Genomic DNA, 25,244 nt, shown 5'->3' with positions numbered 1-25,244 from the left:
TCGTCGGTGGATCGTCCACCGACGACGAATGGACGACTCGGGACTCTAGTCCGCCAGGTACACCTGCCGCCGCGTCGCCGTGTTCTCGAAAGCCTCCAGACCGGCCCGCTGCCCGGTCGGGAGTGCCGTGAGCATCGCGTGCAGCAGGGCCGCGCACAACGCCGTCGAGGCGGCGTGCGAGTCGAACGCGAAGTGGGAGCTGACCGGCGCGGTCAGCACGAGGTCGGCGTGCCCGGTCAGCGGGTTGATCGGCTGATCGGTGACCAGCACGGTCCGCAGGCCCACCCCTCTCGCGAACGTCAGCGCGTCCAGCATCTCTCGCGGGTACCGCGGCAACGCGAACGCCAGCACCCAGCCGGCGCCGGCGTCCTTCGCCCTGATGAGCTCGTCCTCCAGGAGCGAGCCGGCGAAGTCGACCACCCTGACGTCCGGGTGCGCCTTCGCCGCGAGGTAGCCGAACAGGTGGGCCAGGGGTGCGGACACCCGCAGGCCCAGCACCGGCAGCGGCCGGGACGAGGCGAGCGCCGCGGCCGCCTGCCGCAGCGGTCCCGGGTCGGCGAGCCCGTCGCGCAGCGAGCGCAGGTTCCCGATCTCGGTCTCCACCAGGAGTTGGATCTCGTTGAGCTCCTCGGCCGACCCGGTCGCGGCGGGCGGGTCGAGCACGAGCGCCCGCACCGCCGCCCGGAACTGCGGGAACGTCCCGAACCCGAGGGCGAAGGCGAACCGGGTCACCGACGCCTGGCTCACCCCCACGCGTTCGGCGAGGTCCACGGTGCCCAGGTAGGCGGCCTCGTGCGGGTGTTCCAGGAGGTATCGCGCGATGCGCCGCTGGGCGGGCGACAACCGTCGTCCGCCCAGCAGCCGCCGCAGAGCTGCCGAGTCCATCGCCGCTCTCATCGTCCGGTCAGGAGGTGAGCCCTTGCTCCTTCAGCCACGCTTCGGCCACGTCGTCCGGGTCCTCCTTGTCGTTGTCCACCTTCGCGTCCAGCTCGGTCAGCTCCTCGGTGGTCAGCTTCTCGTTGAGCGCGGCGAGCGCGGCCGTCACGGTGTCGCTCGCCTTGGACTCGTTGATCAGCGGCACCACGTGCTGCGCGGGGACGAGGGTCTTGGGGTCTTCCAGCACGACCCAGCCCTTGTTGCCGATGGTGACGTCGGTGCTGAACAGGTTGGCGACCTGGATGTCGCCGCCCTCCAACGCGCCCCTGGTCAGCGGGCCACCCGCGTCGAGGGCCTTGAACTCCTTGAACTCGGCCCCGTAGACCTCCTTGAGGCCCACGAGTCCGACGAAGCGGGTCTTGTCCTCCGGTGGACCGCCGAAGACCAGCTGGGCGGCGTGCGGCTTCAGGTCGTCCAACGTCTTGAGGCCGTACCTGTCCGCCGTCTCCTTGGTGACGACGTAGACGTCCTTGTTCTCCGCGGGCGCGTAGGGCAGCACCTTCAGCCCTTTGGGCAGCACCGGGCCCAACGCCTGCTGGACCTCCTCCGCCGTGCTCTGCTTGGCGTTCTTGTCCAGATACTGCAACAAGCTGCCCTGGTACTCGGGCAGCACGTCGATGTCACCCTGCTGCAACGCGGGCACGATGATCTCGCGCGACCCGAGGTTGGCCTTGACCGTGGCGTCGATCCCCTTGGCCTTCAGCACGCCCGCGTAGAGGTGGCCGAGGATGACGTTCTCGCTGAAGTTGGCGGTGCCCACGGTGATGGCGCCCGCGTCGGCGGAGCCGGACCGGCTGCTCTGCGGATCCAACGTGGTGACACCGCCGGAGCACGCCGTGAGCACGAGGACGAGGCTCGCCAGCAGGCTCGTGGTGACGGGTTTGGGCTTCATGTGGTGCTCCTTCGGCGTTGCGCGACGAGTCCGCGTGGGGTGAGTGCCCGTTGCAGCCCGCTCAGGGCCAGGTCGAGCGCGATCGCGAGGACCGCGATCAGCACGGCTCCGCCGAAGACCTGGGCCAGGTCGTTCTGCGCGAAACCGTCGAACACGTAGCGGCCGAAGCCGCCGAAGCTGATGTAGGCCGCGATGGTCGCGGTCGCCACCACCTGGACCACGGCCAACCGCACGCCGTTCATGATCAGTGGCACGGCCAGGGGAACCTCGATCCGCAGCAGCACCTGCCACCCGTTCAGGCCGGTGCCGCGTGCGGCGTCCCGGACGTCGTGGTCGACCGCTGCCATGCCCGCGTAGGTGTTCGTGACGATCACCGGGATGGCCAGCACCACGAGCGCCACGTAGACCGGCCACAGGTTCAGCCCGCTGACCAGGAACACCAGGATCACCACGCCGACGGTCGGCAGGGCGCGCCCGAAGCCGCTCAGGTTGATCGCGAGGAAGGCGCCCTTGCCGGTGTGGCCGATCACCAGGCCGATCGGCAGCCCGATGAGCACGGCGACCACCGTGGACAGCAGCGAGTACTGGAGGTGCTCGAACAGGCGTTGGAGGACGCCGTCGGAGCCGGTCCACCGCGTGCCGTCGGCGAACCAGCGCAGCACTTCGGCGAGGAGTTCACCCATGCCGACCGCCCCTCCTGGTCCACGGCGTGAGCGCCCGCTGGACGACGACCAGGAGCAGGTCGGCCACCAGCGCCAGCAGCAGGGTGAGCACCACACCGGCGATGACCGGCACCGCGAAGTCCCGCTGGAACCCGTCGATGAACAGCCGGCCGAGCGCACCGTGCCCGATGAACCCGGCGACGCTCACCAGGCTGATCGTCATCACGGTCGCGACCCGCACACCCGCCACGATCACCGGCAGGGCCAGCGGCAGCTCGACCGCGAGCAGGGTGCGGGCGCCGCCGTAGCCCATCGCCCGGGCGGCCTCGCGGACGTGCGGCGGCACGGTCGCCAAGCCCTCCACCGTGTTGCGGACGAGCACGACCAGCGTGTAGACGGTCAGGCCGATGACCGCCGTCTCGTAGCTCAGACCGGTGAGCGGCAGCAGGAGGATGAACAGCGCCAGCGAGGGGATCGTGAACAGCACCCCCGCGGCACCGAGCACCACACCCTTGAGCACCGGGAACCGCACGGCCAGCACACCCAGCGGCAGCGCCAGCACCAGTCCGAGGAGGACGGCGGCCCCCGCGATCGCGCTGTGCTCCAGCGTCGTCATCGCGAGTTCCCCGGCGTGGTCGGGGATCCAGGACCACTTCACGGCACCAGCACCTCGGCCCGGAACCGCGCGGCGCGCTCGTTGATCCGCCGCGGGCTCGACACGCCGACCACGCGCCCGTCACCGTCGACCCGGACAGCCAGGCCGACCGGCGAGGAGACGGTGGCGTCCAGCGCCGCGAGCAGCGATGCCCGCGCGGTGAGGCCGGTGGCCACGATCGGCTCGGCGTCGGCCAGCACGCCGCCCGCTGGCACGTGGTCGAGGTCGAGCCACCCCCGCGGCTTGCCGTCGTCGGTCACGAGGAGGACCCAGCGGTCGGCGGTCCGCCTCGCTTCCGCGACCGGCGTGGACTCGGTGACGCTGGTGACCGGTTCCACCGGCACGTCGGCCAACGACGTGAGGGTGAGCAGCTTCAGGCCGCGTTCGGAGCCGAGGAAGTCGGCCACGAAGTCGTCCGCCGGATGGGCGAGGAGTTCGGCGGGCGTGGCGAACTGCACGAGCCGGCCGCCCGTCTTGAAGATCGCGATCCGGTCCCCGAGCTTGACCGCCTCGTCGATGTCGTGCGTGACGAACACGATCGTCTTGTGCAACTCGTCCTGCAACCGCAGGAGTTCGTCCTGGAGGAGGGTGCGCACCACCGGGTCCACCGCGCCGAAGGGCTCGTCCATCAGCAGGATCGGCGGATCCGCGGCCAACGCCCTGGCCACGCCCACCCGTTGCTGCTGACCGCCGGAGAGCTGGTGGGGGTACTTGCCGGCCAGACCGCGGTCGAGCCCGACGGTGTCGAGCAGTTCGGTGACGCGATCACGCGTCCTCCCGCGGTCCCAACCCAGCAGGCGCGGCACGGTCGCGATGTTGTCGGCGACCGTGCGGTGCGGGAACAGGCCCGACTGCTGGATGACGTAGCCGATGCCCCGGCGCAGCGCGGAGGCGTTGACGTCGCGCACGTCGCGACCGCCCACCCGGACGTTGCCGCTGGTCGCGTCGACCATCCGGTTGATCATGCGGAGGGTCGTGGTCTTGCCGCAGCCCGAGGAACCCACGAGGACCGTCAGCTGCCCCTCGGGGATCTCCAGGTCGAGTTCGCGCACTGCCGTGGTGCCGTCCGCGAACTTCTTGCTCACGGCCTCGAAACTGATCAAGACGATTCACCTCTTGTCCTGTGTGAATACGTTCATGCATGCTTCGGTCCGAGCCGGGCGGTGTCAAGGTGCGCTCGTCAGTCGACCTGCTCGTCCTCGGGGCTGCCCGCGGCGAGCGCGGCCAGGACGTCCAGTGCGGTGGTCAGCGTGGGGGCCGACGTGGAGGCCAGCGCCAGGCGGACGGCGTTCGGCGCGTGGCCGGGGATGACCGCGAACGCGGCGGCGGGGGTGATGGCGATGCCACGTCGGCCGGCGGCGGCCACGAAGGTCTCGGCGCGCCACCGGTCCGGCAGTCGCCACCAGCAGTGGTAGGAGCCGGGGTCGGCGCGGATGTCGAACCCGGCCAGCCGTTCGCGCGCGAGTCGTTGCCGCGCCAGCGCCAGCGCGCGTTTCCGGTCCACTATGGACCGCACGGTGCCGTCGGCGAGCCAGCCGGTGGCGGCCGCGATCGCGAAGTGGCCCGCCGCCCAGCCGCCGGACCGGGCCGCGGCGGCGACCCGGTCGACCAGGTGGGCGGGCGGCACGGCGAACCCGACCGTCAGGCCGGGCGCGAGGCGCTTGGACAGGCTGTCCACCACGGTGGTGCGCTCGGGCGCGAGGGGCGGCAGGTCGGGGCCGAGGAAGGCGTAGATGGCGTCCTCGATCACCTGCACGTCCAGCTCGCGGACCGTGTCGGCGAGTTCGGCGCGGCGTCGTTCGGGCATGGTGGTGCCGAGCGGGTTGTGCAGGATCGGTTGGAGGTAGACCGCGCGCACGTCGGCCGCCCGGATCGCCCGCGGCAGCACGCCCGCCTCGTCCGCCGACAGCGGCACGAGCGTGACGCCGAGCCTGGCCGCGATCGCCTTCACCGCCGGGTAGGTCACGGCCTCGACGCCGAGCCGCCCGCCGACCGGGGTCAACGCCGACACCGCGGCCGCGATGGCCTGCCTGCCGTTGCCGGTGAACAGGATTTGCCGCTCGTCCGGCGTCCACCCGCCACGCGTCAACGCCCGCGCGGCGGCGGCACGCGCCTCAGGAGTGCCGCGGACACCGACCGGCGTGAGCGCTTCGCCGAGGCCGTGCCGGACGAGCCGGTCCAGGCTCGGTGCCAGCAGGTCCGCCTGGTCGGGCAGCACGCAGAAGTTCAGCTCCAGGTCGACCCGCGCCCCGCTCGGCTCGGCGAACGCCGGTTCCGCCGACGGCCGGGTCGCGCGCACGAACGTGCCCCGCCCGACCTCGCCGACCGCGAGACCGCGCCGGATCAGCTCGCCGTAGACGCGGGCCGCCGTCGACCCGGCGATGCCGTGCTTGCGGGCGAACCCCCGTTGCGGCGGCAGGCGGTCACCGGGCTTGAGCAGACCGGCCGCGATGTCGGCGGCGAGCCGGTCGGCGATCAGGTGGTAGTCCACCGTGCCAGCATCCCACAATGCACCGAGAGCATTGTTTTCATTGCACCGAGTGCGGTGGCGTTCCTACGCTGGTGACGTCAACGGACCCAGGGGGACGCATGCGCGTGAACGACATCGACATCGCCTACGACGACAAGGGCGACGGGCTCCCGGTCGTGTTCGTGCACGGTCACCCGTTCGACCGCTCGATGTGGTCGCCGCAGGTCGAGCGGCTCAGCGCCCGGTATCGCGTCATCGCTCCCGACCTGCGCGGATACGGTGAGACGACGGTGGTGCCCGGCACCACGCCGTTGAGCGCGTTCGCCGACGACCTGATCGGGCTCCTCGACCGCCTCGACCTCGACCGGGTGGTGCTGTGCGGGTTGTCCATGGGCGGTCAGATCGTTATGGAATTGCACCGCACCCACCCGTCACGAGTGCGCGGGCTCGTCCTCGCCGACACGTTCCCCGAGGCGGAGACGGCGGCGGGTCGAGCGGTGCGTTATGAGGCGGCGGAGCGCGCGCTCCGTGAAGGTATGGGCCCTTACGCCGAGGAAGTGCTGGACAAGATGATCGCCCCGCACAACGTCGTCGCCCTGCCGGCGGTCGCCGAGCACCTGCTGCGGATGATGCGCGGCACGTCGCCGGAGGGTGCCGCGGCGGCGCTGCGCGGGCGGGGGGAACGGCCCGACTACCTGGAGTCCCTGGCCCGGGTCACCGTGCCGACACTCGTGGTGGTCGGTGAGGAGGACGAGTACACGCCGGTCGCCGTGGCGCGGCGGATGCACGCGATCATCCCCGGCTCGACGCTGGCGGTGATCCCCGGCGCCGCCCACCTGCCCAACCTCGAACGGCCGGAGGAGTTCACCGAGGTCGTCGAGCGGTTCCTGGCGACGATCTAGGCAGGTCGCGCGGACGACCGGACACCGCACAGGAGCCGGTCGCGCGGCAGGGCCGCCGGTGCGGGGCGGAGCCGGTCGGCGACCTGGGCGGCCGTGGGGCGGCGGTGGGCGGACAGCGAGGTCATCGCCGCGAGCAGGCGGGCCAGGCCGGCGGGCACGTCGTGCGGGATCACCGGCGGGCGGTGCAGGCGGGCGACGGCCGCGTCCACCCGGTTGCCCTGGTACTCGCGGTAGCCGGTGAGGCATTCCAGCAGCACCAGGCCGAGCGCGTAGACGTCCGCCGCCGGGCCGACCTCCTCGCCGCGCACCTGCTCCGGGGCCAGGTAGGAGGCGGTGCCGACGACCTTGCCGACGCTGGTCCTGGTGGCGCCGAGCTCGCGGGCGAGGCCGAAGTCGGCGAGGTAGGCGGTGTCGGAACCGTCGGAACCGTCGAGGAGGATGTTCGACGGTTTGACGTCGCGGTGCACGAGGCGGTTGTCGTGCACGTGGGCGAGGGTGTCGGCGAGCTGGTGGCCGAGCGCGCGGACCTGCGCGGGCGTGAACGTGCCCGCCGGCAGCCGGTCGCGCAGCGTCGTGCCCTCGATCAGCTGCATCACCACGAACGACGTCCCGCCGCACGTGCCGACGTCGTAGACCGACAGCAGCCCGGGGTGGGACAGCCCGGCGAGCGTGCGCACCTCGTTGTCGAACCGGCGGCCGTCGAGGTCGTCCTTGCCCTCGAACACCTTGACCGCGACGAATCGCCGGAGCACCGCGTCCCACCCCCGGTGCACCTCCGCCGCGCCGCCCGCGCCGAGCTTGCCGGTGAGCTCGTAGCGACCTGCGAGGACGCGGTGCTCGGTGGCCAACGACATGGCCCCACCCTTCGGGTCGCCTATCCGGACGTCCCCGAATTCCCGAGGGACGACTCCCCCAAACGCCGAGGTCACCCATCGGATGAGACCCGGTCGAAGCGCGCCGGACGACGCCCGCACCACCGGACCGCGCGAGCCGCTGCCCGCGCCGCGGCCGAGTCCGACAGACGCACGGCCACTGCGGCCGAGCCGTGCGGGGGATCAGCCACAGCGACCAGATCCGACACACGCACAGCCATCGCCGGCACGCCGCGCCGAGAGTCAGCCACAGCGACCAGGACCGACACACGCACATCCACCCCGGGCGAGCCGTGAGGCGGGTCAGCGAGGTGGGGTGGCGCAGCGGGCCGTGCCCGGGCAGCTCCGCAGCAGTTTCACCTGCGGTGGGTGGGTGATCGTGGCGGGTGGTGTGGTCGCGTTGCCCGGCCAGGTGAGCGAGATCGCGATGGACGAGGCGTTGTTCTCGTACGACTTCTCCACCAGCGACCGGTCGCTGTTGACCACGTTCACCACGTCGTACACGCCCGACGGGACGGCGGTGATGTCCAGCCACTGGAAGTCCACCGTGTACCGGTAGTCGTCCCCGTACCCCACCGAGATCCCCTGCACCACGCTCAACGCCCCCGGCGCGTGGTGGCCGCACCGGTTCTCCCGCAGCAAAGCCGCCAACCCCGCCTGCGGACTTCCGTCGGCGCCCGGCCGGTTCGGCAGGCGGTCGTCCGTCGGGTAGCGGTCGCCGAGGCAGAAGCCGGTCTTCCGGTCGGTCACCACCGTCCGACCCGACGGCGTGCGCAGCTGGAAGTGCTCGAAGCCGAGCAGGTGCCAGTGCTCGTGCGTGACGGCCGGCTCGTAGTACAACGTGGCCGGGATCGCGTGCTGCGCCTGCCCGTAGGTCATCGGGATCGAACCGTCCACAGCGGACTGGAACGCCTGGCGGGCGGTCATCTCGCGCTGGTCGGCGCTCGCCCGGCTGCCGTGGATCAGCAGCGGCCCGTCGCCGACGTTGTCCGCCGACGTGGTGAACCGCAACCGGACCGCCCCGATGGGGCCCGCACGCACGCACTCGCCGTTCGGCGCGGTCGGGTCGACCACCGGGCACACGTCCCAGTCGACGCACGAGGCCGGGTTGCCGGCGAAACCGCCGGCGCACCCCACCGGCGCCTGCCGGAGGTCGGGCAGCAGCACCTTGCCGACCGCCTGCGCGTGCGACGGCCCCACCAGCGCCGCGACCAGCACCGCCGTGACGAACAAACCCGTGTGTCTTCGCACCACGTCTTCCCCCGGGAGTCCACTTCAGAATGATCCACTCACCAACCTACTGAGCCACCCCGACAACCCGAGGCCCGCACCGGCCAAGTTCACTCGATCGACTGAGGGACAAGGGAAATCTCCCCGATGGACTCTAACCTTCACCGCGATCGCGCCCCGGGCGCGCGTCATCCGCGACTGGAGGTGGGTCCGATAGACCAGGGAGTTCCCGGCACCGTCACGATGGTGTGCGGCACCAGGCCCGAGCTGATCAAGCTCGCCCCGCTGATCCGCGTGATGGGGGCCGAAGCCACCGTCGTCTACACCGGACAGCACTACGACACCGCGATGTACCACCGGATCCGGCAGGACATCGGCCTGCCCGGCCGGTTCCACGAGCTGACCGTCGGCGGCGGCCGGCGCGGCAGCCAGCTCGGCGCGGCCGTCGCGGCGGTGGACGACGTGCTCGCCCGGCACCCGACGAACGCGGTGATCGTGCAGGGCGACACGACGTCCGCGCTCGCCGGCGCGTTGGCCGCCAACGCCAACGACGTGCCGCTGGTGCACGTGGAGGCGGGCCTGCGCAGCTTCGACCGGGCGATGCCCGAGGAGCACAACCGGGTGGCCATCGACCACCTCGCCGACCTGTGCTGCGCGCCGACGCCGCTCAACCGCACCAACCTGCTGGCCGAGAGCGTGCCGGAGGAGCGCATCGCGATCACCGGCAACACGGTGGTCGAGGCCCTGGTGACCGCCCTGCCCGGCCCCGACGAGGAGGCCGTGGTCCTCGCCGCGCACGAGCTGAGGCGCGACGGCTACGTGCTGGCCACGCTGCACCGGCCGGAGAACGTGGACGACCCGGTCAACCTGGAGGCGATCCTGCGCGAGCTGAACCGGCTGCCGCTGCCGGTGGTGCTGCCGCTGCACCCGCGCACGGCCAAGCGGGTGGAGGGCTTCGGCCTGTCCGCCCTGCTGACGCGGCTCAGGGTGGCCGAACCCCAGGCGTACCCGGCGTTCCTGGCGCTGGCCCGCTGCGCGGCCGTGGTCGTGTCCGACTCCGGCGGCATCCAGGAGGAGGTCAGCGTGCTCAAGCGGCCCGTCGTGGTGGTGCGCCGCAGCACCGAGCGGCCCGAGATAGAGGGCACGTTCGGCACCCTCGTGCCGCCGGGGCCGCGGGTGTGCGCGGAGGTGTTGCGCTGGCTGGACGACGTGGCCGGCCACCGGGAACGCCTGGAGCACATCCCCTCGCCCTACGGCACCGGCTCGCCGTCGACCCGGATCGCCGTCGCGCTGCGACAGCTGGTCCGCGGCGAGCCGGTGCACGGCCGGCCGGTCGAGCTCAGCCCGGAACGGGTTGTGGTGCCCCCGCCAGCGTCGCGACGACCCGCCGCGCGAGTGCCGCACTCGAATTCCAGCTCGTGACGTCCGGGTAGACGTGCGCGGTGGTCGCCAGCAGCAGCGGGGTGCCGGCGACCACCACGGGCGGGCGTTGCGCCAGGTACCCGAGCGGGTACACCGGCTCCACGAACGGCGCCTTGAACACCCGCACGTCCTCCACGTCCTCACGGGTCAACGAGGGGTGCAGCGCCAGCAGCTGCGCGGTCCACCGCGCCGCGATCGCCGCGTCGTCCTCCTGGAACAGCGCGGACTCCCGGTCGGTGTACCGCATCGCGTAGACCAGGTGCCGCCCGTCGTAGGGGTCCACGCCGGCCAGCGGGGTCATCTGGATCAGGCCGTCGAACTCCGTGCCCGAGCGCACCACGGGCGTCCAGTAGTGCCCGGACAGCGGGCGGCGCAGGAAGAACAGCGCGTTCACCACGCCCTGGTACGGCAGCCGCACGTCGGGCAGCCGCGCGGTCAGGTCGTCGTCGGCGAGCTGCCGCAGCAGCGGCAGGGGCAGCGTGGACACCACCCGGTCCGCCGACACGGCCTCGTCGCCGTCCAGTCCGAGCCGCACCCGGGCGCCGCCGCCGGTCAGCCCGATCCGCCGCACCGGCGCGTCGAGCCGCACCACACCGCCGGCGGCCTCGATCGACGCCCTCAGCGCGTCGATGACGGCCCGGTAGCCGCCCTCGGGGTACCCGCGCACCGACACGGCGCCTTCGCGGCCCAGGCGCTGCCACAGGTACAGCGCGGGCACGTCGCCGAACCGCGCGCCGAACTTCGCCCCGAACAGCGGCGCGAGCAGCAGCTCCCACACCCGGTCGCCGTACAGCCCGCGCAGCCAGTCCTCGGTGCGGGTGCGGTCGAGGTCCTTGCCGCGCCCGAGCCGGCGCAGCAGCACCGAGACCGCGCCGAACCTCAGCCGGTCGAGCACACCCAACGGGGTGAACCTGAGCAGGTCCAGGGCCGTGTTGAACGGGTAGTCGCGGCCCTCGACGACCATGCCCATCCGGGTGGGGCGCCAGGCGATCGAGTCGCGCAGCCCCAGTTCGCCCAGCAGGTCGAGCAGGTGGTCGTCGGTGGGCATCACGCAGTGGTAGAAGCGCTCGACCCAGCGGTCGCGCCAGGCGAAGAACGTGCCGAGCCCGCCGAGCTGGTCGCTGCCCTCCAGCAGGGTCACCCTGGTGCCGGCGCGCACGAGCCGGTGCGCGGTGGCCAGGCCGCAGATCCCGCCGCCGACCACCACCACGTGCCCGTGGTCCGCCCGTCCCATCACAGCGCCCGGTACGGCGCGGGCGAGAGCCGGTCGCGGACCAGCAGCTTCACGTACTGCCAGACCGTGCGGGCGATCCGGATCTTGCTCGGGCCCTGCTTGCGGTCGTAGCGCAGGGCCAGCGGCACCTCGGCGACCACCGGGCGGCAGTGCCGCAGCTTGAGCAGCAGCTCGACCATGCACGCGAACCCGCGTTCCTCGATCAGCCGCTCGCCCCAGTGGCCGGCGGCCCGGGCCAGCAGGCTGACCCGGTAGGCGCGGAAGCCGCTGGTGAAGTCGCGGACGCCGTCGACCCGCAGCACGCGGCGGAACAGCACGGCCGCGCCGCGCGACAGCAGCCGGCGCAGCGCGGGCGCGGTCGCGTCGTCGCCGCCGGCCACGAACCGGGAGCAGATCACCACGTCCGCGCCCGCCGCAATCTCGCGCTCCAGGTCGCGGATCAGGGCCGGGTCGTGGGTGTCGTCGGCGTCCATCACCACGACGACGTCCTGGTCGTCCGCCTCGGCCAGCACCGCGCGCAGTCCTGATTGGACGGCCTGGCCGAGGCCGAGGTTGACCGGGTGCCTGACCAGCCGGACGTCCAGGCCCGGCCAGCCGTCGGCGACGACGTCGGCGGTGCCGTCGGACGAGCCGTCGTCCACCACCCAGGTGATGAGCTCCTGGGCGAGCGCGAGATCGGCCAGCCTGGTCAGCAGCGGCGGCAGCGAGGCGGCCTCGTTGTAGGCGGGCAGCACGACATGGGCACGCGGGTGGACGCGCGCGCCGTCGGAAAGGGCCGGTCCGCCCTGTTCCGACGCGGTGCGCACGTCGCCTTCGTCGACGGTCAAAGGGCCCCATTTCACTTGATGGCGGATGACGGTCCAGAATTATTCGCCTCCGGGCCGCGACTAGATTCGACCACCCCGCCGACATCTTGTCGCGCGACAGGGAGAATTGACGGAGCAAACGGACCTTAGCACCACCAGAAAGGGGAATAGTGTTCACCGAAAGAGTGAATCAACACCAATGAATCGCGCTTGATGCACACGGAGTGAGCAGAGATTCCCGTTCGTATGGACTCGAACGGGTGACCAATATCGGGTTCGTGGTGGGAAGGACGTCGTCCGAATGTGGTGTGGCGTGGACGGGACGCGCTCGGTCCCTGGCAAAGGCGGTCCGAGGTGAACGGCGTGGGCTCGGTGACCGCGTCGTTCCTGGTGTCGCGGCGGCGGCAGCCCAAGCCGGGTGAGGCCTCGGGGTCGGACCTGCTGCGGCGGGTGAACGCGGTGGCCGTGCTGCTGGTCGCGGTGGACGTGACGGCGATCGCGGCGGTGGCCGTCCGGTACTCGCCGGGCGCGCGGTGGACCGCGGTGGTGGCGGTGGCGCTACTGGGCGTGCGGGCGGCGTGCCGGCTGTACCGGCGGCGGCTGTGGCTGTCGTGGTTCCACGACCTGCCGCGCTCCGCGGGCGCGACAGCCGTGGCGTTCGCCCTGGTCACGCTGGTCGGGCTGGTCGAAGGCGGGCCACCGGGCGCCACCGTCGCCGCCCAGTGGTCGGTGCTGGCGTTCGCCGCGCTGAGCGAACCGGCGCGGCTGGCCGTGTTCGCCTTCGGCCGTTGGTGCCGCCGCAAGTTCCACCGCTGCGACCGCACGATCGTGGTCGGCGCGGGGAAGGTCGGGGTGGACCTGGTCGGCGCGATGCTGGCGCACCCGGAGTTCGGCCTGCGCCCGGTCGGGTTCGTCGACCCGGAGCCCGCGCTGGACCCGGCCGCCCTGCCGGTCGAGCTGATGGACGAGGACCTGGCCGCCGCGATCACCCGGTTGGGCGTCGGCACGGTCGTGCTGGCGTTCTCCCACGCCCGCGAGTCGTCGGTGGTCGACTCGGCCATCACCGCGCACCGGCTCGGGTGCACCACGCTGGTCGTGCCCCGGATGTTCGAGCTCTACCAGGACGGGCCGGACATCGAACGGCTGCGCAGCTACCCGCTGATGCGCCTGGGCACCGCACCGACCAGCAGGCCGAGCTGGTGGGTCAAGCGCGCCATGGACGTGCTGCTGGCCGCCGTCGCGCTGGTCGTGCTCTCGCCGGTGATCGGCCTGTGCGCGCTGGCCGTGCTGCTGGAGAGCGGCCGACCGGTCGTCTTCCGGCAGATCCGGGTCGGGATGGATGATCAGCCTTTCGTGCTCTACAAACTGCGCAGCGTGAGAATGAACGGCGAAGACGATTCCCAAGTCACCTGGTCGGTGGTCGGAGATCGCCGGGTCGGACCAGTCGGTCGATTCCTCCGCAGCACTTCGTTGGACGAACTGCCGCAGTTGTGGAACATCATCCGGGGCGACATGTCGATCGTCGGACCGCGACCGGAGCGACCGGGTTTCGTGCGCGAGTTCTCGGCTATCCACGAGCTATACTGGGCCCGGCACCGAGTCCCCACGGGGCTTACCGGGCTCGCGCAGGTGCACGGCCTGCGAGGTGACACCTCGATTGTCGACAGGTCCCGATACGACAACTACTACATAGCCAACTGGTCGTTGTGGCTGGACGTGAAAATCCTGTTGCAGACGGTGGGTGAGCTGTTGTGCCGAAGGAACCGCTGAACCGGCGACGACACCGCCGTGCCCTCGCCCTGCTGTGCGCCGGTGCGCTCCTGGTGTCGGCCGCGGCGTGCACGGCGGGCGCGGCTCCCGGCCGACCGGTGCCACCCGACCCGCTCGGGCCCGTGCCGAAGCCGCTGGCGCCGTGCGGCTGGTGGTACGGCATCGGCGAGCCGCCCAGCAACCGTGACATCACCTTCGCCGCGCAGCGCTACGGCCTGGTGGTGCTCAACGCCACCGAGACCTCGGCCCTGCGCCGGCTCAAGCACCTCAACCCGAAGATCAAGGTGCTCGTCTACAAGGACCTGGCCAGCGCGCGCAACTACCCCGGCGCGGTGGAGGGCGACGCGGACGCGCCGCTGCTGCCCACCGGCATCGGCTACTTCAAGGCCCAGCGGGAGAACCCGCACTGGTTCGCGGTGGACACCAAGAACAACCGCATCGAGTGGAACTCGTACCCGAAGCACTGGCAGATGACCGTGTGGGACCCGGCGTACCAGAAGGCCTGGAGCGAGGCGGTCACCGCCGAGGTGGTGCGCGAGGGCTGGGACGGCGTGCTGGCGGACAACGACTTCAGCAGCCTGAAGTACTACTCGTCGGCCGTGCTCAAGGGCACGGCGGACGCGGCCGAGTCCGATCGGCTGATCCGCGAGGGCATGGACAAGTTCCTCACCGCGGCCGGTGACGCGCTGCACAAGGCCGGGAAGATGTTGATCCCGAACGTGTCCGAATCTCACCTGACCGCAGGACGGTGGACGGCGCACTCGCGCTACCACGGCGCGATGGAGGAGAACTTCGGCCTGCGCGACAACGGCACGGGCGAGCTGCTCACGTTCAAGGGCAACGAGTGGAAGGAGCTGCGGTCCCAGGCCGCGCTCGGCGAGAGTTGGCTCCTGCTGATCACCCACACCAAGGGCGCGCGGGAGGAACGCGTCGGGTACGCCACCGCCGCGCTGCTGGCCAGCCCTCACACGTGCTGGTCCGGTGCGACCACGAAGGACTACCGCGACCCGGACTGGTCGAAGTACCAGGACGCGGGTCTCGGCGAGGCGGTCGAGACGGCGAACCGGCTGCCCTCCGGCGTGTGGGACCGGCGGTTCACCGGCGGGTACGTGGCGGTGAACCCGACCGGCACCGCCGCGCGGGTGACGCCGCCGCCGGGGTTGGTCGACATCGACGGCGGCGCGGCCGCGCCGGCCACGATCGAGCTGGCCGGTGGTGATGCCGTGATCCTGGTCAGGCCCACCGGCACCACGACGACCGCGCCGACACCGACCAGCACGACCACCACCGCCGCGCCGACCACCACGACCACGGTCCCGACGACCACCACGACCACGACGACCACCTCACCGGCCACCTCCGAGCCGCCGACGACCACAACCACCACGACCACAACGACGACGACCGCTACGCCGTTGACGAGTCCCAGCCCATGAGGGCGCGGTAGAGGTCGAGGTGCCGCCGCGCGCACACGTGCGGCGCGAACCGCTCCCGCGCCCGTTCGGCGAGCACCAAGCCGATGCGGCCCGGGTCGGGTTCGGCGAACAACGCGCGCAGCCGGTCGGCCAGCTGGTCGACGTCACCCGGCGCGGCCAGCGCCCCACCCGCCGCCGCACCACCCAGCATGTCGGCCACGCCGCCGGTGTCCGTGGCCACCACGGGCTTGCCCGCCGCCATCGCCTCGGCCACCACCAGCGGCTGCTGCTCCATGGTGGACGGCAGCACGAGCGCGTCGTGGTGCCGCAGCAGGTCCGGCACGTCGGCGCGGAACCCCAGGAACTCCACCCGCCCGCCCAACGCGCGGGCCAGCCGTTCGGCCCTCTCCCGTTCCGGTCCGTCGCCCACCACGGTCAACGTGGCGTCCGCGGGCATCACCCCCGGCAACGCCAACGCCGCCAGCAGCGTCGCCAACCCCTTGCGCTCCACCAGCAGGCCGACGAACACCAGCCGCCGCACCGGCCCGACCGGCGGCTGCACGTGCGCCGCCGCCACGCAGTTGTCGATGTGCGCCACCCGGTCCCCGGGCACCCTCAACCTGGTCGACAGGAACCGGCCCATGGCCGGTGCGGGCACCACCGTGCGGTGCACGGCCCGCGCCACCAGCGCGTCGGCCGCCAGCACGGTCCGCGTGTAGGCCGACGGCCCCACCGCCCGCGGCACGCCCCGGAACCACTCCTCCCCCACGTCGTCCGGCACCCCGTGGTAGGTCTGGACCACCTGGTGCCGCCACCGCAGCCCGGCACCGACCAGCCCGGCCCGCCGGTCCTGCGCGTGCACCACGTCCGGCCGCCACGCCCGCACCACCGCCCGCGCCCGGCGCCCGGCCAGCACGTCGGCCTTGTCGCCGACCTCCACGTGCTCGTGGTGGCCGCTCAACCCCTCCGCGCCCCGACGTGGCACCGGGCCGAACAACCGCACGTCCGCCTCACCGGAGGCGATCAGGGCCCGCGCCAGGCGCACCGTGACGTCCACCGGTCCACCGCTGTCCTGGGTCAGCAGGTACGCCACCCGCAGCACCCGGCTCACCGCGCACCCACCAGCAGCTTGTCGACCAGGGTCGCGATCTGGTCGGCCACCTGGCGCCGGTCGAACAGCAACTCCGCCCGCCGCCTGCCGTGCGCGCCCTCCAGGTCCGCCGCCGAGGGGTCGGCGAGCCGCACGGCGACCGCGTCGGCCAGCGCCGCGACGTCACCGGCGGGCAGCACGGCCCCTGCCTCGCCGACGCTCTGCCGCACGCCGCTGACGTCGAACGCGACCACCGACCGCCCGCAGGCCATCGCCTCCAACGGCACCAGCGCCATCCCCTCGGCCCGCGACGGCAGCACGACCACGTCCGCGGCGGCGTAGAAGTCGGCGACCGCGTCGTCGTGACCCCACCAGCGCACGGACTCGTCGTCGCAGACCTCCCGCCACCGCTGCGCCATCGGGCCGTCGCCGACCAGCACCAGCCGCGCGTCCGGCACCTTCGCCCGCACCTCCGGCCACGCCGCGAGCAGCTGGTCCTGGCCCTTGAGCGGCGCGAGCCGGCCGACGCACACCGCCGTGGGCACGTCCGGCAGTCCCAGCCGCCACCGTGCCGCGACCCGGTCGGCGGGCCGGAACCGGTCGACGTCCACGCCGTTGCACACCACCTCCGCGGGCCCCGCCACCCCGACGGCACGCCCGGCGGCCAGTTCGTCGTCGCTCACGCACACGAGCTGGTGCGTCCACCGCGCGCCCAACCGTTCCCACGCGCGGGCCGCGCGCCCCACCGGCCCCGCGGCGGACTGGAACGACCACATGTGCGGCTGGAACAGCGTCGGCCGCCGCCCGCGCACGACCAGCCGCCCGGCGAGCCCCGCCTTGGAGCTGTGCAGGTGCACGACGTCCGGCGCGAGATCGCGCAGCGCGCGCCGGAGCCGGACCACCTCCGCCGCCGTCCCGATGCCGGGTTGCCGACGTGCGGGCCAGGCACGCACCTCGACGCCGACGTCACGCGCCCGTTCGGCCAGCGGACCCGGCGGGCACACGACGGCCACCGTCCAGCCGAGTTCCCGTTGCGCACGGGCCAGTTCCAGCACCACCGCCGCCACGCCCGCCGTGACGGGCTGGCTCACGTGCACGACCCTCACCGGCGCACCACCTCCCGGTTCGCCGCCAGCACGACCACGCCGCACAACACCGCCAACACGCCCCCTTCACCGAGCGCGGCCACCACGGATCCGGGTGGCCCGAACACGTCACCGATCAGGAACGCCACCGCGGCGCAGCACCCCGCCGCCGCGACCACGCCGGCCACGCCGCGGGCCAGCGCCCGCAGCGGCGGCCCGACACCCCGCCGCGCCAACGCCCACCACGTGCACGGCACCACCAGCCACGCCGCGGTGACCTGGACGAGCGCGACCGCCACCACGCCGTGCCGGGTGAACAGCAGCAGCCCGCCGACCAGCAGCACCAGGTGCGTCGCCTCCAGCGCCAGGTAGCGGCGCGCGTGCCCGGCGGCCTTGAGCACCTGGTACCACAGGTGCAGCAGGCTGATGCCCAGGCCGTAGAGGCACAGCAGGGCCAGCGGCGTCGCCGCCTCCGCCCACCGCGCGCCGAACACCACGACCCGGTCGGCCAACGCCGCCGTCACCGCGTACAGGCCGCCGGTCACCACCAGCACGGCCGAGGTGAACCGCCCGACCACTTCGGACAGTCCCTGCCCGTCGCGGACCAGCTTGGCGCACAACGGGAGCACCACGCCGCCGAGCACCACCGCGACCAGGATGTACGGCACCCAGGCGATCCGGTAGGCCAACGAGTACACGCCGACGACCTCCGGCCCGTGCACCCGGGCGATCGCCAGGTAGTCCACGTTGATCAGCAGCACGGCCACCAGCGCGCCGGGCCCGACCACCGCGATCCACCGCCCCGCCTCGGCCGCCGCGTCCGCGTCCCACACCGGCCGCACCCGCACCCCGACCACCACGGCGAGCGCGGGTTGCGCCACCGCCGTGCACAGCAGGCCGATGACCAGCGAGTACGGTCCGGCGCCCGCCACCGCGAGCGCGATCGTCACGGCCGCGCCGAGCACCGCGCCACCCGCGTCGGGCAGCAGTCGGCGGCGGAAGTCCAGGTCGCGGTGCAGCAGCCCCATCTGCACGCCGGCCGCGGCCGAGAACGGCAGGCTCACGGCCGCGAGCCGCACCAACGGCGCGACCGGTGGCGCGTCCAACGCGCGGGCGATCCCGTCCGCGGCGAGGACCAGCGCCACGGCCAGCGCCAAGCCCGCGCCCACGCTGAGCACCAGGAGCGTGCCCGCGACGCGACGGGGGTCGCGGTCGGTGCGGCTGACCACGTCGTACACACCCATCGACTGGACGACCTGGCCGATGTTCACCAGCGCCACGGCCAGCGCCACCAGGCCGAGGCCCTCCTCGGTGAGGAAGGCGGCCAGCACCAGCGTGACGGCCATCTGGCTGCCCTTGCTGACCAGGTTGACCGCGAACAGCCACAGCGAGCCCCGCACGGCCCGCTGACCGACGGGTGTCACGCCCGGACCGTGCCGACGTTCGCGCATCGACGGGTGGCCGCGAACCCCACCACCACCAGCCACGCCGCCACGACGGCCACGCCGTCAACCGTCACGTCGACCCGTGCGCCCGACACCGCCCGGATGGCCTGGCTGACGAAGTGCAGGTGCGCGAACGGCACCAGGAGCAGCAGCACCGCCAGCCCGACGCGCCACCAGCCCCGGTCCCGCCGACGACGCCACCACACGACACCGACCGCCACCACCGACGGCACGGCGATCAGCACGTCACCGGGCTGGTGCACCACCGCGACCACCACCGCCAGGCACGTCAGCAGGTCCGCCGCGGCCGGCTCGCCCATCCGGTCCAGCCGCCGCGCCAGCACCGCGCTCGCCGCGAGCACACCGACCAGCGCCAACGCTTCCGCGCCGAGCGGCAGCCATCCCACGACGCGGTAGCAGACGGCGGCGAGGTCGATCCGCTGCGCGGTCAGGGAGTCCACCGCGCCGTAGGCGGTCTGGCCGGCGTGGGCCAGGTTCGCGGCGATCACGTCCAGGAACGGCCCCACCCCGCCGTCGCGCACGACCAGCGGCACCACGACGACCAGGCTGGCCGCCGCCGCGACCGCCGTCCCGGTCAACGCCACCCGTCGCGACCCCCGCACGAACAGCAGCACCGCCAGCGGCAGGCCGAACTGCGGCTTGAGCCAGGCCAGCGCCAAGGCGGCCGACGCCCACCTCGGCGCGTCGTGCCGGGCCAGCAACGCGCCCGCCGCGCCGACCGCGATCAGCGGGTTCACCTGGCCGACGTACAGCTGGGCCTTGCCCACCTGGCTGAGCACGAGCAGCGTCGCGATCACCGCCGTGCCCAGGACGAGCGGCACGTGCGGGCGCAGCCGGCCCGCCGCCAGCAGCGCCAGCGCGACCAGCAGCAGCAACGAGGCCACCGTGAACGCCACCGCGCCCACCCGATAGCCCGGCAGCGCGAACGGCGCGTGCAGCAGCAGGTGGTAGGGCTGGTAGAGGTTGAAGCCCTGCCGCACCGGCCAGTGGTCGAACATGGTGGCCGGCAGGTAGGGGTTGCCCCCGGCCAGGAACTCCCGGATCGGGAAGTACAGCGCGTCCCGGAAGTCCTGCAACCGTTCCTCGGACAGGGTTGCCGCCGTCGGGAGCGGCACCTCCCACGACGGCCGCAGCGCGCGCCACGCCGCCACGGCGCCCACCACCGCCACCAGGGCGGTGAGGAGGCGGGTCTTGTCCTTCAGCGCAACGGTCTTCAGCACGTCACCACCGCCACCACGGTCGCCGTGGTCGGCAGCGCGCCGACCACCGTCGCCAGCTCGTCGTGCCGCCCGGCGGCCGGGGCGAGGACGATCACCGCGTCGCCGTCGGCCGGCTCCCCGGTCTTGTCCGGCAGCTCGGCGGCCAGCTCCTCGGCGCGGTCGGTCAGCTCCGGGACCACCGCCACCACGCGCGCGGGTCGTGCCGAGGCCTCGCACAGCACCGCCAACCGCCGCGCCAGGTCGGGGTCGTCGTCCGGCAGCACGGCCACCGGGCGCCGCACGCCGCCGACGGTGAGCGCGGCGCGCACGTCGTCGCGGGACCGGGTCCGCCGCAGGTGGCCGACGGCGAACGCGGCCAGACCCGCCACGATCCCGGCCACCAGGGCCAGGCCGAACCCGAGCGGCCTGTCGGGCGCGACCCGGGTGGTCTCGGGCCGGTCGAGCAGGCGGAGCCGGGCGACGGGCGAGAGCAGGTCGGCGTCCACCACGGTCTGCGCGATCCGCGTCGCGGCCTGCGCGGCCTGGTCGGCGGTCGGGGCGCGCACCGACAGGCGGGCCAGGCCGGAGGCGGGCACCAGCTCCACGGACACGCGGCGGGCCAGGTCGTCGGTCGTGGTGCCCAGCTCGTCGGCCGTCGCGCGCAGCACCGTCGGCGTGCGCGCCACCTCGACCAGCGCGGGCAGCGACAGGGCGACGACCTCGCCGAAACCGGCCTGGGCGGACTCGCCGGGCTCGGTCGCCACCGCGAGCAGGCCCACGCGGCTCTCGTACTCCGCGCCGCCCAGCTCGACGGCGAGCACCGCGGTCAGCGCGACCAGCAGCGCGACGCCGAGGCTGACCGGCAGCGGACGGCGCAGGACGCCCGGGTCCCGCACGACGGGCAGGTTCCGCCAGCCGTTCAGGTTCCTCGGGCGGTACCGGTCCGCGGAGCCGTTCCGGCTCTTCGAGCCGTTCCCTTGCTTCGAGCCGTTCCGGTCCTTCGAGCCGTTCCGGTTCTTCCAGGCGTGCAGGTTCTTCATGACGCTCCGATCGCGGTGCGCAGCAACTCGTCGTAGGACCGCATCAGCAGCCGCGGGTCGTGTTCACGCCGCACGGACGCGCGGCCCGCCTCGGCCAGTCCGGCTCGTGCCCGCGGGTCGAACAGCAGCGACCGCAACGCTTCGGCGGTCGCGGCCGGGTCGCGGCGCGGCACCACCACACCGCCGCCGCCGGCCAGCGCCTGGCGCACACCGTCCACATCGGTCGCCACCACGGGGCGTCCGGCGGCCAGCGACTCCAGCACCGCGATCGGCATGCCCTCCCAGTCGCTGGTGAGCACGGTGACGTCGGCGGCGGCCAGCAGGTCGGGCACGTCGCAGCGGTTGCCGAGGAACCGGACCCGGTCGGCGATGCCCAATTCGGTGGCGCGCACGCGCAGCACGTCGCGGAGGCTGCCGTCGCCCGCCAGCCACAGCACCGCGTCGCCGGGCAGCTTCGCCCACGCCTCCAGCAGCACGTCGTGCCGCTTCTGCGGTTCCAGCCGCGCCGGGCACAGCGCGACCGGCACGTGCCGCCCGACGCGGTGCACCGCGCGGACCGCCTCCCGGTCCACCCGTTCGGGCTGCGGGAACACGGCGTTGGGGATCACCACCGGGTCGGGGACGCCCGCGGCGCGCAGCCGGTCGGCCGTGGCGTCGGCGACCGCGACGACCGTGCGCGAGGTGTGCTTGAGGATGCGGGCCGCGCCGCTGTAGTCGGTCTCGGCGACACCGTGGAACACGGTCAGCAGCGGCAACCGGCCCGGCAGCACGGCCAGCCGGGCGACCAGGCTGGCCGAGACGTTGTGCGCCAGCACGACCTGCGGTCGGAAGCTGCGGATCGCGGCCTTGGTGGCCGTGGTGGCCCGCAGCACCCCGGCCGGCCTGCGCCGGGCCACCGGCACGGTGAACGTCGGCACGCCGAGCGCGCGCAACGCCTCGGCCCGGTGCCCGCCGCCGCTGGCCACGGCCGACTGCCAGCCGAACTGCGCGCCGGACCGGGCCATCCCGGCGACGAGCGCCTCGGCGCCGCCGGTACCCATCTCACTGATCACGTGGAGCACACGCATCGTCGCTCGTCCTCCTCAGCCGCAGGTCGGCCGCGGCCACCACCGCGACCAGCGACCACAACGGCAGGTAGTACTGCTGGGACAGGAAGGTGGAGGCGACCACGACCGCGATCAGGGACGCCTGCACGGCCAGGACCGGCAGCGGGTCGGGACTGGCGCGGCGCACGCGTTCGCTGACGACCGCGGTGAGCGCCAGGAGCGCGGCGAACAGCGCGAAGCCGGGCACGCCGAGTTCGGCGGCCACCTCCAGGTACATGTTGTGCGCCACCGGTGTCTGCTCGTCGATCTCGGCGTTGTTCGAGGCGGCGGGGTAGCCAGCGCGGAACCCGCCCGGTCCGAGGCCGAGGCCGGGGTGGTCGGCGACCATGCGGACGGCGGCCTGCCAGCGCAGTTCGCGGGTGTCCACGTTGGTCGCGGCGATGTAGGTCTTCTCGCGCACCGCGCGGTCCAGCTCCGGTCCGGCGAACAGCACGGCGGCCGCGCCGATCACGGCCAGCGCCGCCACCCCGCCCGCCAACGCCTTGAGCGGCAACGCGCGGCGGGCCAGCAGCCAGGCCACGGCGGCGGTGAGGGCGAGCGCCCCGCCCCGGGAGAACGTCGCCGCCGCACCCGCGACCAGGACGACGGCGGCCAGGGCGGGCAGCACGCGGTGGCGCAGGGCGAGCAGCAGCGGCAGCGCCGCGACCAGGAAGTAGGCCAGGTCGTTCGGGTCCTCCAACGGCCCCGCCGCCCGTGTCTGCCCCTCGGCGACCAGGCTGTACAGCGCGCCGACGGCGGCCACCACGGCGCCCGCGACGGTGGCCGCGAGCACCGCGCGGATCGGCACCTCGCGGGACGCGACGTCCACCAGGACCACCGTGATGAGCAGGAACGGCAGCCAGCGGAGCAGGTAGTCCAGCGTGAACGCGCCGCCGGAGTGCACCGCCGACGACGCCAGCAGCACCACGGCGAGCAGCGCGAGGACCACGTGCACGGGGTGCGGCTCGGGCGCCCGGCGCTGCCGCACCCGGAGCACGGCCCAGGCGGCCAGGAGCAGGGCGGGCGGCACCTTGGCCAGTTGGCCGTGCACCTGGAGCAGGTAGCCCTCCAGCGGCGCGACGAACACCGTCGCGCAGGTCAGGGCCCGCACCAGCCGGATCATCCGCCGCACCGCGCCAGCAGGCCGGTGTCGTGCTCGCGCAGGCCCGCGGCGAGCCGGTCGACGTGGGCGCCGGTGCCGACCACGTCGAAGTGGGCGCGCAGCGCGCCGAGCACCCAGCCCAGGAACTCGACCTTCCGGGTGCCGGGCACGGCCATGCCGGGGAAGAACTCCATGCCGGGCGCCTCGGCCGCGCCGAGGACGTCGGTGGGGTGCAGCAGCAGCGACGGCTGCACGCCGCGCGCCCGGCACAACCGCAACGCGGCGGTGAAGTAGCCGCGGGCCAGGCGGGGCGAGACCTGGTGCAGTTGCAGCAGGTAGGAGCCGTGGATCGGGAGGCGGAGCAGCGGCATGGTGGTGACCGGCAGTTCGACCAGGCCCGCGCCGACGCGCCAGCGGTAGGCGGCGTTGGGCGCGCGGACGCGGGAGAAGCCGCCGAAGAGGTCGCGTTCGCCGCCGCCCGGCGCGGTGCGGTTGTGGTAGGCGCGGGCGAGCGGGCCGATCCAGGTGGGCAGGGTGCTGGCGTCGTAGCGGTAGCCGCGTTCGGCGAGCAGTTCCAGCAGGTCGCGGGTGACGCTGTAGCCGGGGCCGCGGAAGCCGGTCGGCCGTGGCGCGCCGGCCGCGACGATGGCGTCCTCGGTGCGGGCGAGTTCGGCTTCGAGCCGGTCGCGGGTGTAGCGGTGCAACCAGGGTTCGTGGCCGAACGAGTGGTTGCCCACCTCGTGCCCGGCGGCGGTGATGGCGGCGACGGCCCGTGCGCCGTCCTCGCGCTCGACGTCCGCGCCGACGACGAAGACGGTCGTGGTGAGGCCGTGCGTGCCGAACGCCTCCAGCAGCCGCGGCACGGCGGTGGGCAGGAAGCTCGGGCGGCGTTCCCACTCGGGGTCGCCGTGGGTCTTGAGGTAGGCCCAGAGGTTGTCCAGGTCGAGGGAGACGCTGGCGGTGCTCACCCGGCCACCTCCGTCGCCGGGGTCCTGGTGAAGCGGTCGGCGTAGCCCAGCAGGAGCACGCCGGACACGACCAGCGCGACGCCGAGCGCCACCCACCACTCGCGGCCGGGGGTGATCCGGTCGCCGAGGGCGGCGATGCCGATGATCGAGGTGAGCACGACGGTGGTGGCGTCCATGGTGGCCACGGTCGAGGTGGCCGAGCCGCGGCGCAGGGCCAGGGCGAGGTAGGACTGGCCGACGAGGGCGGCGACGATCATCAGCCACGCCAGCGGGTACAGCGGGAGGGTGGGCAGCGGTTCGTCGGCGAGGGTGCGGCTGGTCATGGCGACCACGGCGAAGGTCAGGCCCGCGGCGGCGGCCAGCGGCACCACCCCGCCGATCCGGCGCTGCACCAGGACGAGCGCGACCACCGGCAGTCCGAACAGGACGATGCCGAGGCCTTGCGGCACGTCGTGCGCGGCCGACGGCGTGGCCGCCGCGACGAGCAGCACCAGGCCGGCGGCCATCACGACGAGCACCACCACCTCGATCGCGCGGACCCGCCAGCCGAGCACGACGATGCCGAACAGGGTGGCCAGCCCGACCGCGCACGACGACCCGGCCTGGACGAGGTAGAGCGGCAGCTGGGCGCGGGCCAGGAACGCCAGCGCGAAACCGCCGACCTGGCCCGCGAAGCCGAGCAGGTAGAGCCGGTCGCGGGCGAGCCTGGCGAGCAGGCCGAGCCCGCCGCCGCCTTCCTCGGCGCGTCGGGAGGCGATCGACTGGGCGACGATGCCCAGCGCGTACAGCACCGCGGACGCGGCGAGTTCGAGGTAACCAGTCACGCGACCCTTCCCAGGGAGATAACGGCCCGTGGAGACAGCCGGCGCGCGGAAGCGGTCGGTGTGATCCCGATATCGGATGGGCAGCGTAGAACCCGGATGTGCTCGACTCGTTCGAGCGA

At 73.3% G+C, this 25,244-nt stretch carries 23 protein-coding genes; 4 read left to right on the top strand and 19 right to left on the bottom strand.

The annotated features are described in order from the left end of the window. Positions 1-45 precede the first annotated feature (45 nt). The 6 genes from ACYVLT_RS16630 to ACYVLT_RS16605 all read right to left on the bottom strand — a co-directional run bounded on the left by ACYVLT_RS16630 (position 46) and on the right by ACYVLT_RS16605 (position 5,636). A complete protein-coding gene (locus ACYVLT_RS16630; protein WP_461121086.1) occupies positions 46-885 on the bottom strand; it encodes a MurR/RpiR family transcriptional regulator in 840 nt (279 codons plus the stop codon). Between the two features lie 19 nt (positions 886-904). Beyond that, positions 905-1,828, bottom strand: a complete 924-nt coding sequence (locus tag ACYVLT_RS16625) for an ABC transporter substrate-binding protein (protein WP_461121085.1) — start codon at positions 1,826-1,828, stop codon at positions 905-907. Next, on the bottom strand, positions 1,825-2,511 hold the full coding sequence (locus ACYVLT_RS16620; RefSeq protein ID WP_461121084.1) for an ABC transporter permease: 687 nt from the start codon (positions 2,509-2,511) through the stop codon (positions 1,825-1,827). The genes ACYVLT_RS16625 and ACYVLT_RS16620 overlap by 4 nt, the downstream gene beginning before the upstream one ends. After that, on the bottom strand, positions 2,504-3,148 hold the full coding sequence (locus ACYVLT_RS16615) for an ABC transporter permease (RefSeq protein ID WP_461121083.1): 645 nt from the start codon (positions 3,146-3,148) through the stop codon (positions 2,504-2,506). The genes ACYVLT_RS16620 and ACYVLT_RS16615 overlap by 8 nt, the downstream gene beginning before the upstream one ends. Further along, entirely contained in the window at positions 3,145-4,248 is a 1,104-nt protein-coding gene (locus ACYVLT_RS16610) for an ABC transporter ATP-binding protein (protein WP_461121082.1), read from the bottom strand. The genes ACYVLT_RS16615 and ACYVLT_RS16610 overlap by 4 nt, the downstream gene beginning before the upstream one ends. A gap of 77 nt (positions 4,249-4,325) precedes the next feature. Next, a complete protein-coding gene (locus ACYVLT_RS16605) occupies positions 4,326-5,636 on the bottom strand; it encodes an aminotransferase-like domain-containing protein (RefSeq protein ID WP_461121081.1) in 1,311 nt (436 codons plus the stop codon). Between the two features lie 98 nt (positions 5,637-5,734). On the opposite strand from ACYVLT_RS16605, the gene ACYVLT_RS16600 reads away from it, so the two are divergent. Beyond that, complete coding sequence (locus ACYVLT_RS16600) at positions 5,735-6,517, top strand: alpha/beta fold hydrolase (RefSeq protein WP_461121080.1); 783 nt, start codon at positions 5,735-5,737, stop codon at positions 6,515-6,517. Here ACYVLT_RS16600 and ACYVLT_RS16595 read toward each other — a convergent pair. Both ACYVLT_RS16595 and ACYVLT_RS16590 read right to left on the bottom strand, forming a co-directional pair. Beyond that, positions 6,514-7,371 carry a serine/threonine-protein kinase gene (locus tag ACYVLT_RS16595; RefSeq protein ID WP_461121079.1) on the bottom strand — a complete coding sequence of 286 codons (858 nt, stop codon included), beginning with the start codon at positions 7,369-7,371 and terminating at the stop codon, positions 6,514-6,516. The two genes, ACYVLT_RS16600 and ACYVLT_RS16595, sit on opposite strands and share 4 nt — an antisense overlap. Positions 7,372-7,692: 321 nt before the next feature. Continuing rightward, positions 7,693-8,640: a lysyl oxidase family protein gene (locus ACYVLT_RS16590; RefSeq protein ID WP_461121078.1), complete on the bottom strand. Its 948-nt coding sequence runs from the start codon at positions 8,638-8,640 to the stop codon at positions 7,693-7,695. A 222-nt stretch (positions 8,641-8,862) separates the two neighbouring features. On the opposite strand from ACYVLT_RS16590, the gene wecB reads away from it, so the two are divergent. Continuing rightward, on the top strand, positions 8,863-10,041 hold the full coding sequence (gene wecB, locus ACYVLT_RS16585; RefSeq protein ID WP_461121140.1) for a non-hydrolyzing UDP-N-acetylglucosamine 2-epimerase: 1,179 nt from the start codon (positions 8,863-8,865) through the stop codon (positions 10,039-10,041). Here the strand turns inward: wecB and ACYVLT_RS16580 are convergent. After that, on the bottom strand, positions 9,959-11,275 hold the full coding sequence (locus tag ACYVLT_RS16580; protein ID WP_461121077.1) for an FAD-dependent oxidoreductase: 1,317 nt from the start codon (positions 11,273-11,275) through the stop codon (positions 9,959-9,961). The two genes, wecB and ACYVLT_RS16580, sit on opposite strands and share 83 nt — an antisense overlap. Beyond that, a complete protein-coding gene (locus tag ACYVLT_RS16575; protein ID WP_461121076.1) occupies positions 11,275-12,102 on the bottom strand; it encodes a glycosyltransferase in 828 nt (275 codons plus the stop codon). The genes ACYVLT_RS16580 and ACYVLT_RS16575 overlap by 1 nt, the downstream gene beginning before the upstream one ends. A gap of 342 nt (positions 12,103-12,444) precedes the next feature. Here ACYVLT_RS16575 and ACYVLT_RS16570 point away from each other — a divergent pair, with 342 nt between their 5' ends. Continuing rightward, the gene (locus tag ACYVLT_RS16570; RefSeq protein WP_461121075.1) at positions 12,445-13,851 is read left to right on the top strand and encodes a sugar transferase; all 1,407 of its coding nucleotides are present in this window, start codon (positions 12,445-12,447) and stop codon (positions 13,849-13,851) included. Then, positions 13,833-15,287, top strand: a complete 1,455-nt coding sequence (locus ACYVLT_RS16565) for a putative glycoside hydrolase family 15 protein (protein ID WP_461121074.1) — start codon at positions 13,833-13,835, stop codon at positions 15,285-15,287. The genes ACYVLT_RS16570 and ACYVLT_RS16565 overlap by 19 nt, the downstream gene beginning before the upstream one ends. On the opposite strand, the gene ACYVLT_RS16560 is transcribed toward ACYVLT_RS16565, so the two are convergent. The 9 genes from ACYVLT_RS16560 to ACYVLT_RS16520 are packed head-to-tail and all read right to left on the bottom strand — an operon-like array spanning position 15,259 to position 25,125. After that, positions 15,259-16,377: a glycosyltransferase family 4 protein gene (locus ACYVLT_RS16560; protein WP_461121073.1), complete on the bottom strand. Its 1,119-nt coding sequence runs from the start codon at positions 16,375-16,377 to the stop codon at positions 15,259-15,261. The genes ACYVLT_RS16565 and ACYVLT_RS16560 overlap by 29 nt on opposite strands. After that, positions 16,374-17,462: a glycosyltransferase gene (locus ACYVLT_RS16555; RefSeq protein ID WP_461121072.1), complete on the bottom strand. Its 1,089-nt coding sequence runs from the start codon at positions 17,460-17,462 to the stop codon at positions 16,374-16,376. The genes ACYVLT_RS16560 and ACYVLT_RS16555 overlap by 4 nt, the downstream gene beginning before the upstream one ends. Next, positions 17,459-18,865 (bottom strand): oligosaccharide flippase family protein, encoded by a 1,407-nt coding sequence (locus tag ACYVLT_RS16550; protein ID WP_461121071.1) that lies wholly within the window; start codon positions 18,863-18,865, stop codon positions 17,459-17,461. Before ACYVLT_RS16550 ends, ACYVLT_RS16555 begins: the two co-directional genes overlap by 4 nt. Beyond that, positions 18,862-20,127, bottom strand: coding sequence for a glycosyltransferase 87 family protein (locus tag ACYVLT_RS16545; protein WP_461121070.1), 1,266 nt, complete (start codon positions 20,125-20,127; stop codon positions 18,862-18,864). The genes ACYVLT_RS16550 and ACYVLT_RS16545 overlap by 4 nt, the downstream gene beginning before the upstream one ends. After that, complete coding sequence (locus tag ACYVLT_RS16540) at positions 20,121-21,146, bottom strand: YveK family protein (RefSeq protein WP_461121069.1); 1,026 nt, start codon at positions 21,144-21,146, stop codon at positions 20,121-20,123. Before ACYVLT_RS16540 ends, ACYVLT_RS16545 begins: the two co-directional genes overlap by 7 nt. After that, positions 21,143-22,213: a glycosyltransferase gene (locus ACYVLT_RS16535; RefSeq protein ID WP_461121068.1), complete on the bottom strand. Its 1,071-nt coding sequence runs from the start codon at positions 22,211-22,213 to the stop codon at positions 21,143-21,145. Before ACYVLT_RS16535 ends, ACYVLT_RS16540 begins: the two co-directional genes overlap by 4 nt. Next, entirely contained in the window at positions 22,188-23,354 is a 1,167-nt protein-coding gene (locus tag ACYVLT_RS16530) for an O-antigen ligase family protein (RefSeq protein WP_461121067.1), read from the bottom strand. The genes ACYVLT_RS16535 and ACYVLT_RS16530 overlap by 26 nt, the downstream gene beginning before the upstream one ends. Continuing rightward, positions 23,351-24,301 carry a polysaccharide deacetylase family protein gene (locus ACYVLT_RS16525; RefSeq protein WP_461121066.1) on the bottom strand — a complete coding sequence of 317 codons (951 nt, stop codon included), beginning with the start codon at positions 24,299-24,301 and terminating at the stop codon, positions 23,351-23,353. Before ACYVLT_RS16525 ends, ACYVLT_RS16530 begins: the two co-directional genes overlap by 4 nt. After that, positions 24,298-25,125 carry a DMT family protein gene (locus ACYVLT_RS16520; protein WP_461121065.1) on the bottom strand — a complete coding sequence of 276 codons (828 nt, stop codon included), beginning with the start codon at positions 25,123-25,125 and terminating at the stop codon, positions 24,298-24,300. Before ACYVLT_RS16520 ends, ACYVLT_RS16525 begins: the two co-directional genes overlap by 4 nt. Between the last annotated feature and the right edge of the window lie 119 nt (positions 25,126-25,244).

The sequence above is a fragment of the Saccharothrix stipae genome (genome assembly GCF_054781895.1).
The sequence above is the reverse complement of the archived record's forward strand: the minus strand, read 5'-3'. Positions and strand labels throughout refer to the sequence as shown.

Bases quoted from the DNA above. Each gene is read 5' to 3' on its own strand.
- ACYVLT_RS16630 (WP_461121086.1), bottom strand. From the start codon at position 885: ATGGACTCGGCAGCTCTGCGGCGGCTGCTGGGCGGACGACGGTTGTCG.
- ACYVLT_RS16625 (WP_461121085.1), bottom strand. From the start codon at position 1,828: ATGAAGCCCAAACCCGTCACCACGAGCCTGCTGGCGAGCCTCGTCCTC.
- ACYVLT_RS16620 (WP_461121084.1), bottom strand. From the start codon at position 2,511: ATGGGTGAACTCCTCGCCGAAGTGCTGCGCTGGTTCGCCGACGGCACG.
- ACYVLT_RS16600 (WP_461121080.1), top strand. From the start codon at position 5,735: ATGCGCGTGAACGACATCGACATCGCCTACGACGACAAGGGCGACGGG.
- ACYVLT_RS16595 (WP_461121079.1), bottom strand. From the start codon at position 7,371: ATGTCGTTGGCCACCGAGCACCGCGTCCTCGCAGGTCGCTACGAGCTC.
- wecB (WP_461121140.1), top strand. From the start codon at position 8,863: ATGGTGTGCGGCACCAGGCCCGAGCTGATCAAGCTCGCCCCGCTGATC.
- ACYVLT_RS16580 (WP_461121077.1), bottom strand. From the start codon at position 11,275: ATGGGACGGGCGGACCACGGGCACGTGGTGGTGGTCGGCGGCGGGATC.
- ACYVLT_RS16540 (WP_461121069.1), bottom strand. From the start codon at position 21,146: ATGAAGAACCTGCACGCCTGGAAGAACCGGAACGGCTCGAAGGACCGG.
- ACYVLT_RS16535 (WP_461121068.1), bottom strand. From the start codon at position 22,213: ATGCGTGTGCTCCACGTGATCAGTGAGATGGGTACCGGCGGCGCCGAG.
- ACYVLT_RS16530 (WP_461121067.1), bottom strand. From the start codon at position 23,354: ATGATCCGGCTGGTGCGGGCCCTGACCTGCGCGACGGTGTTCGTCGCG.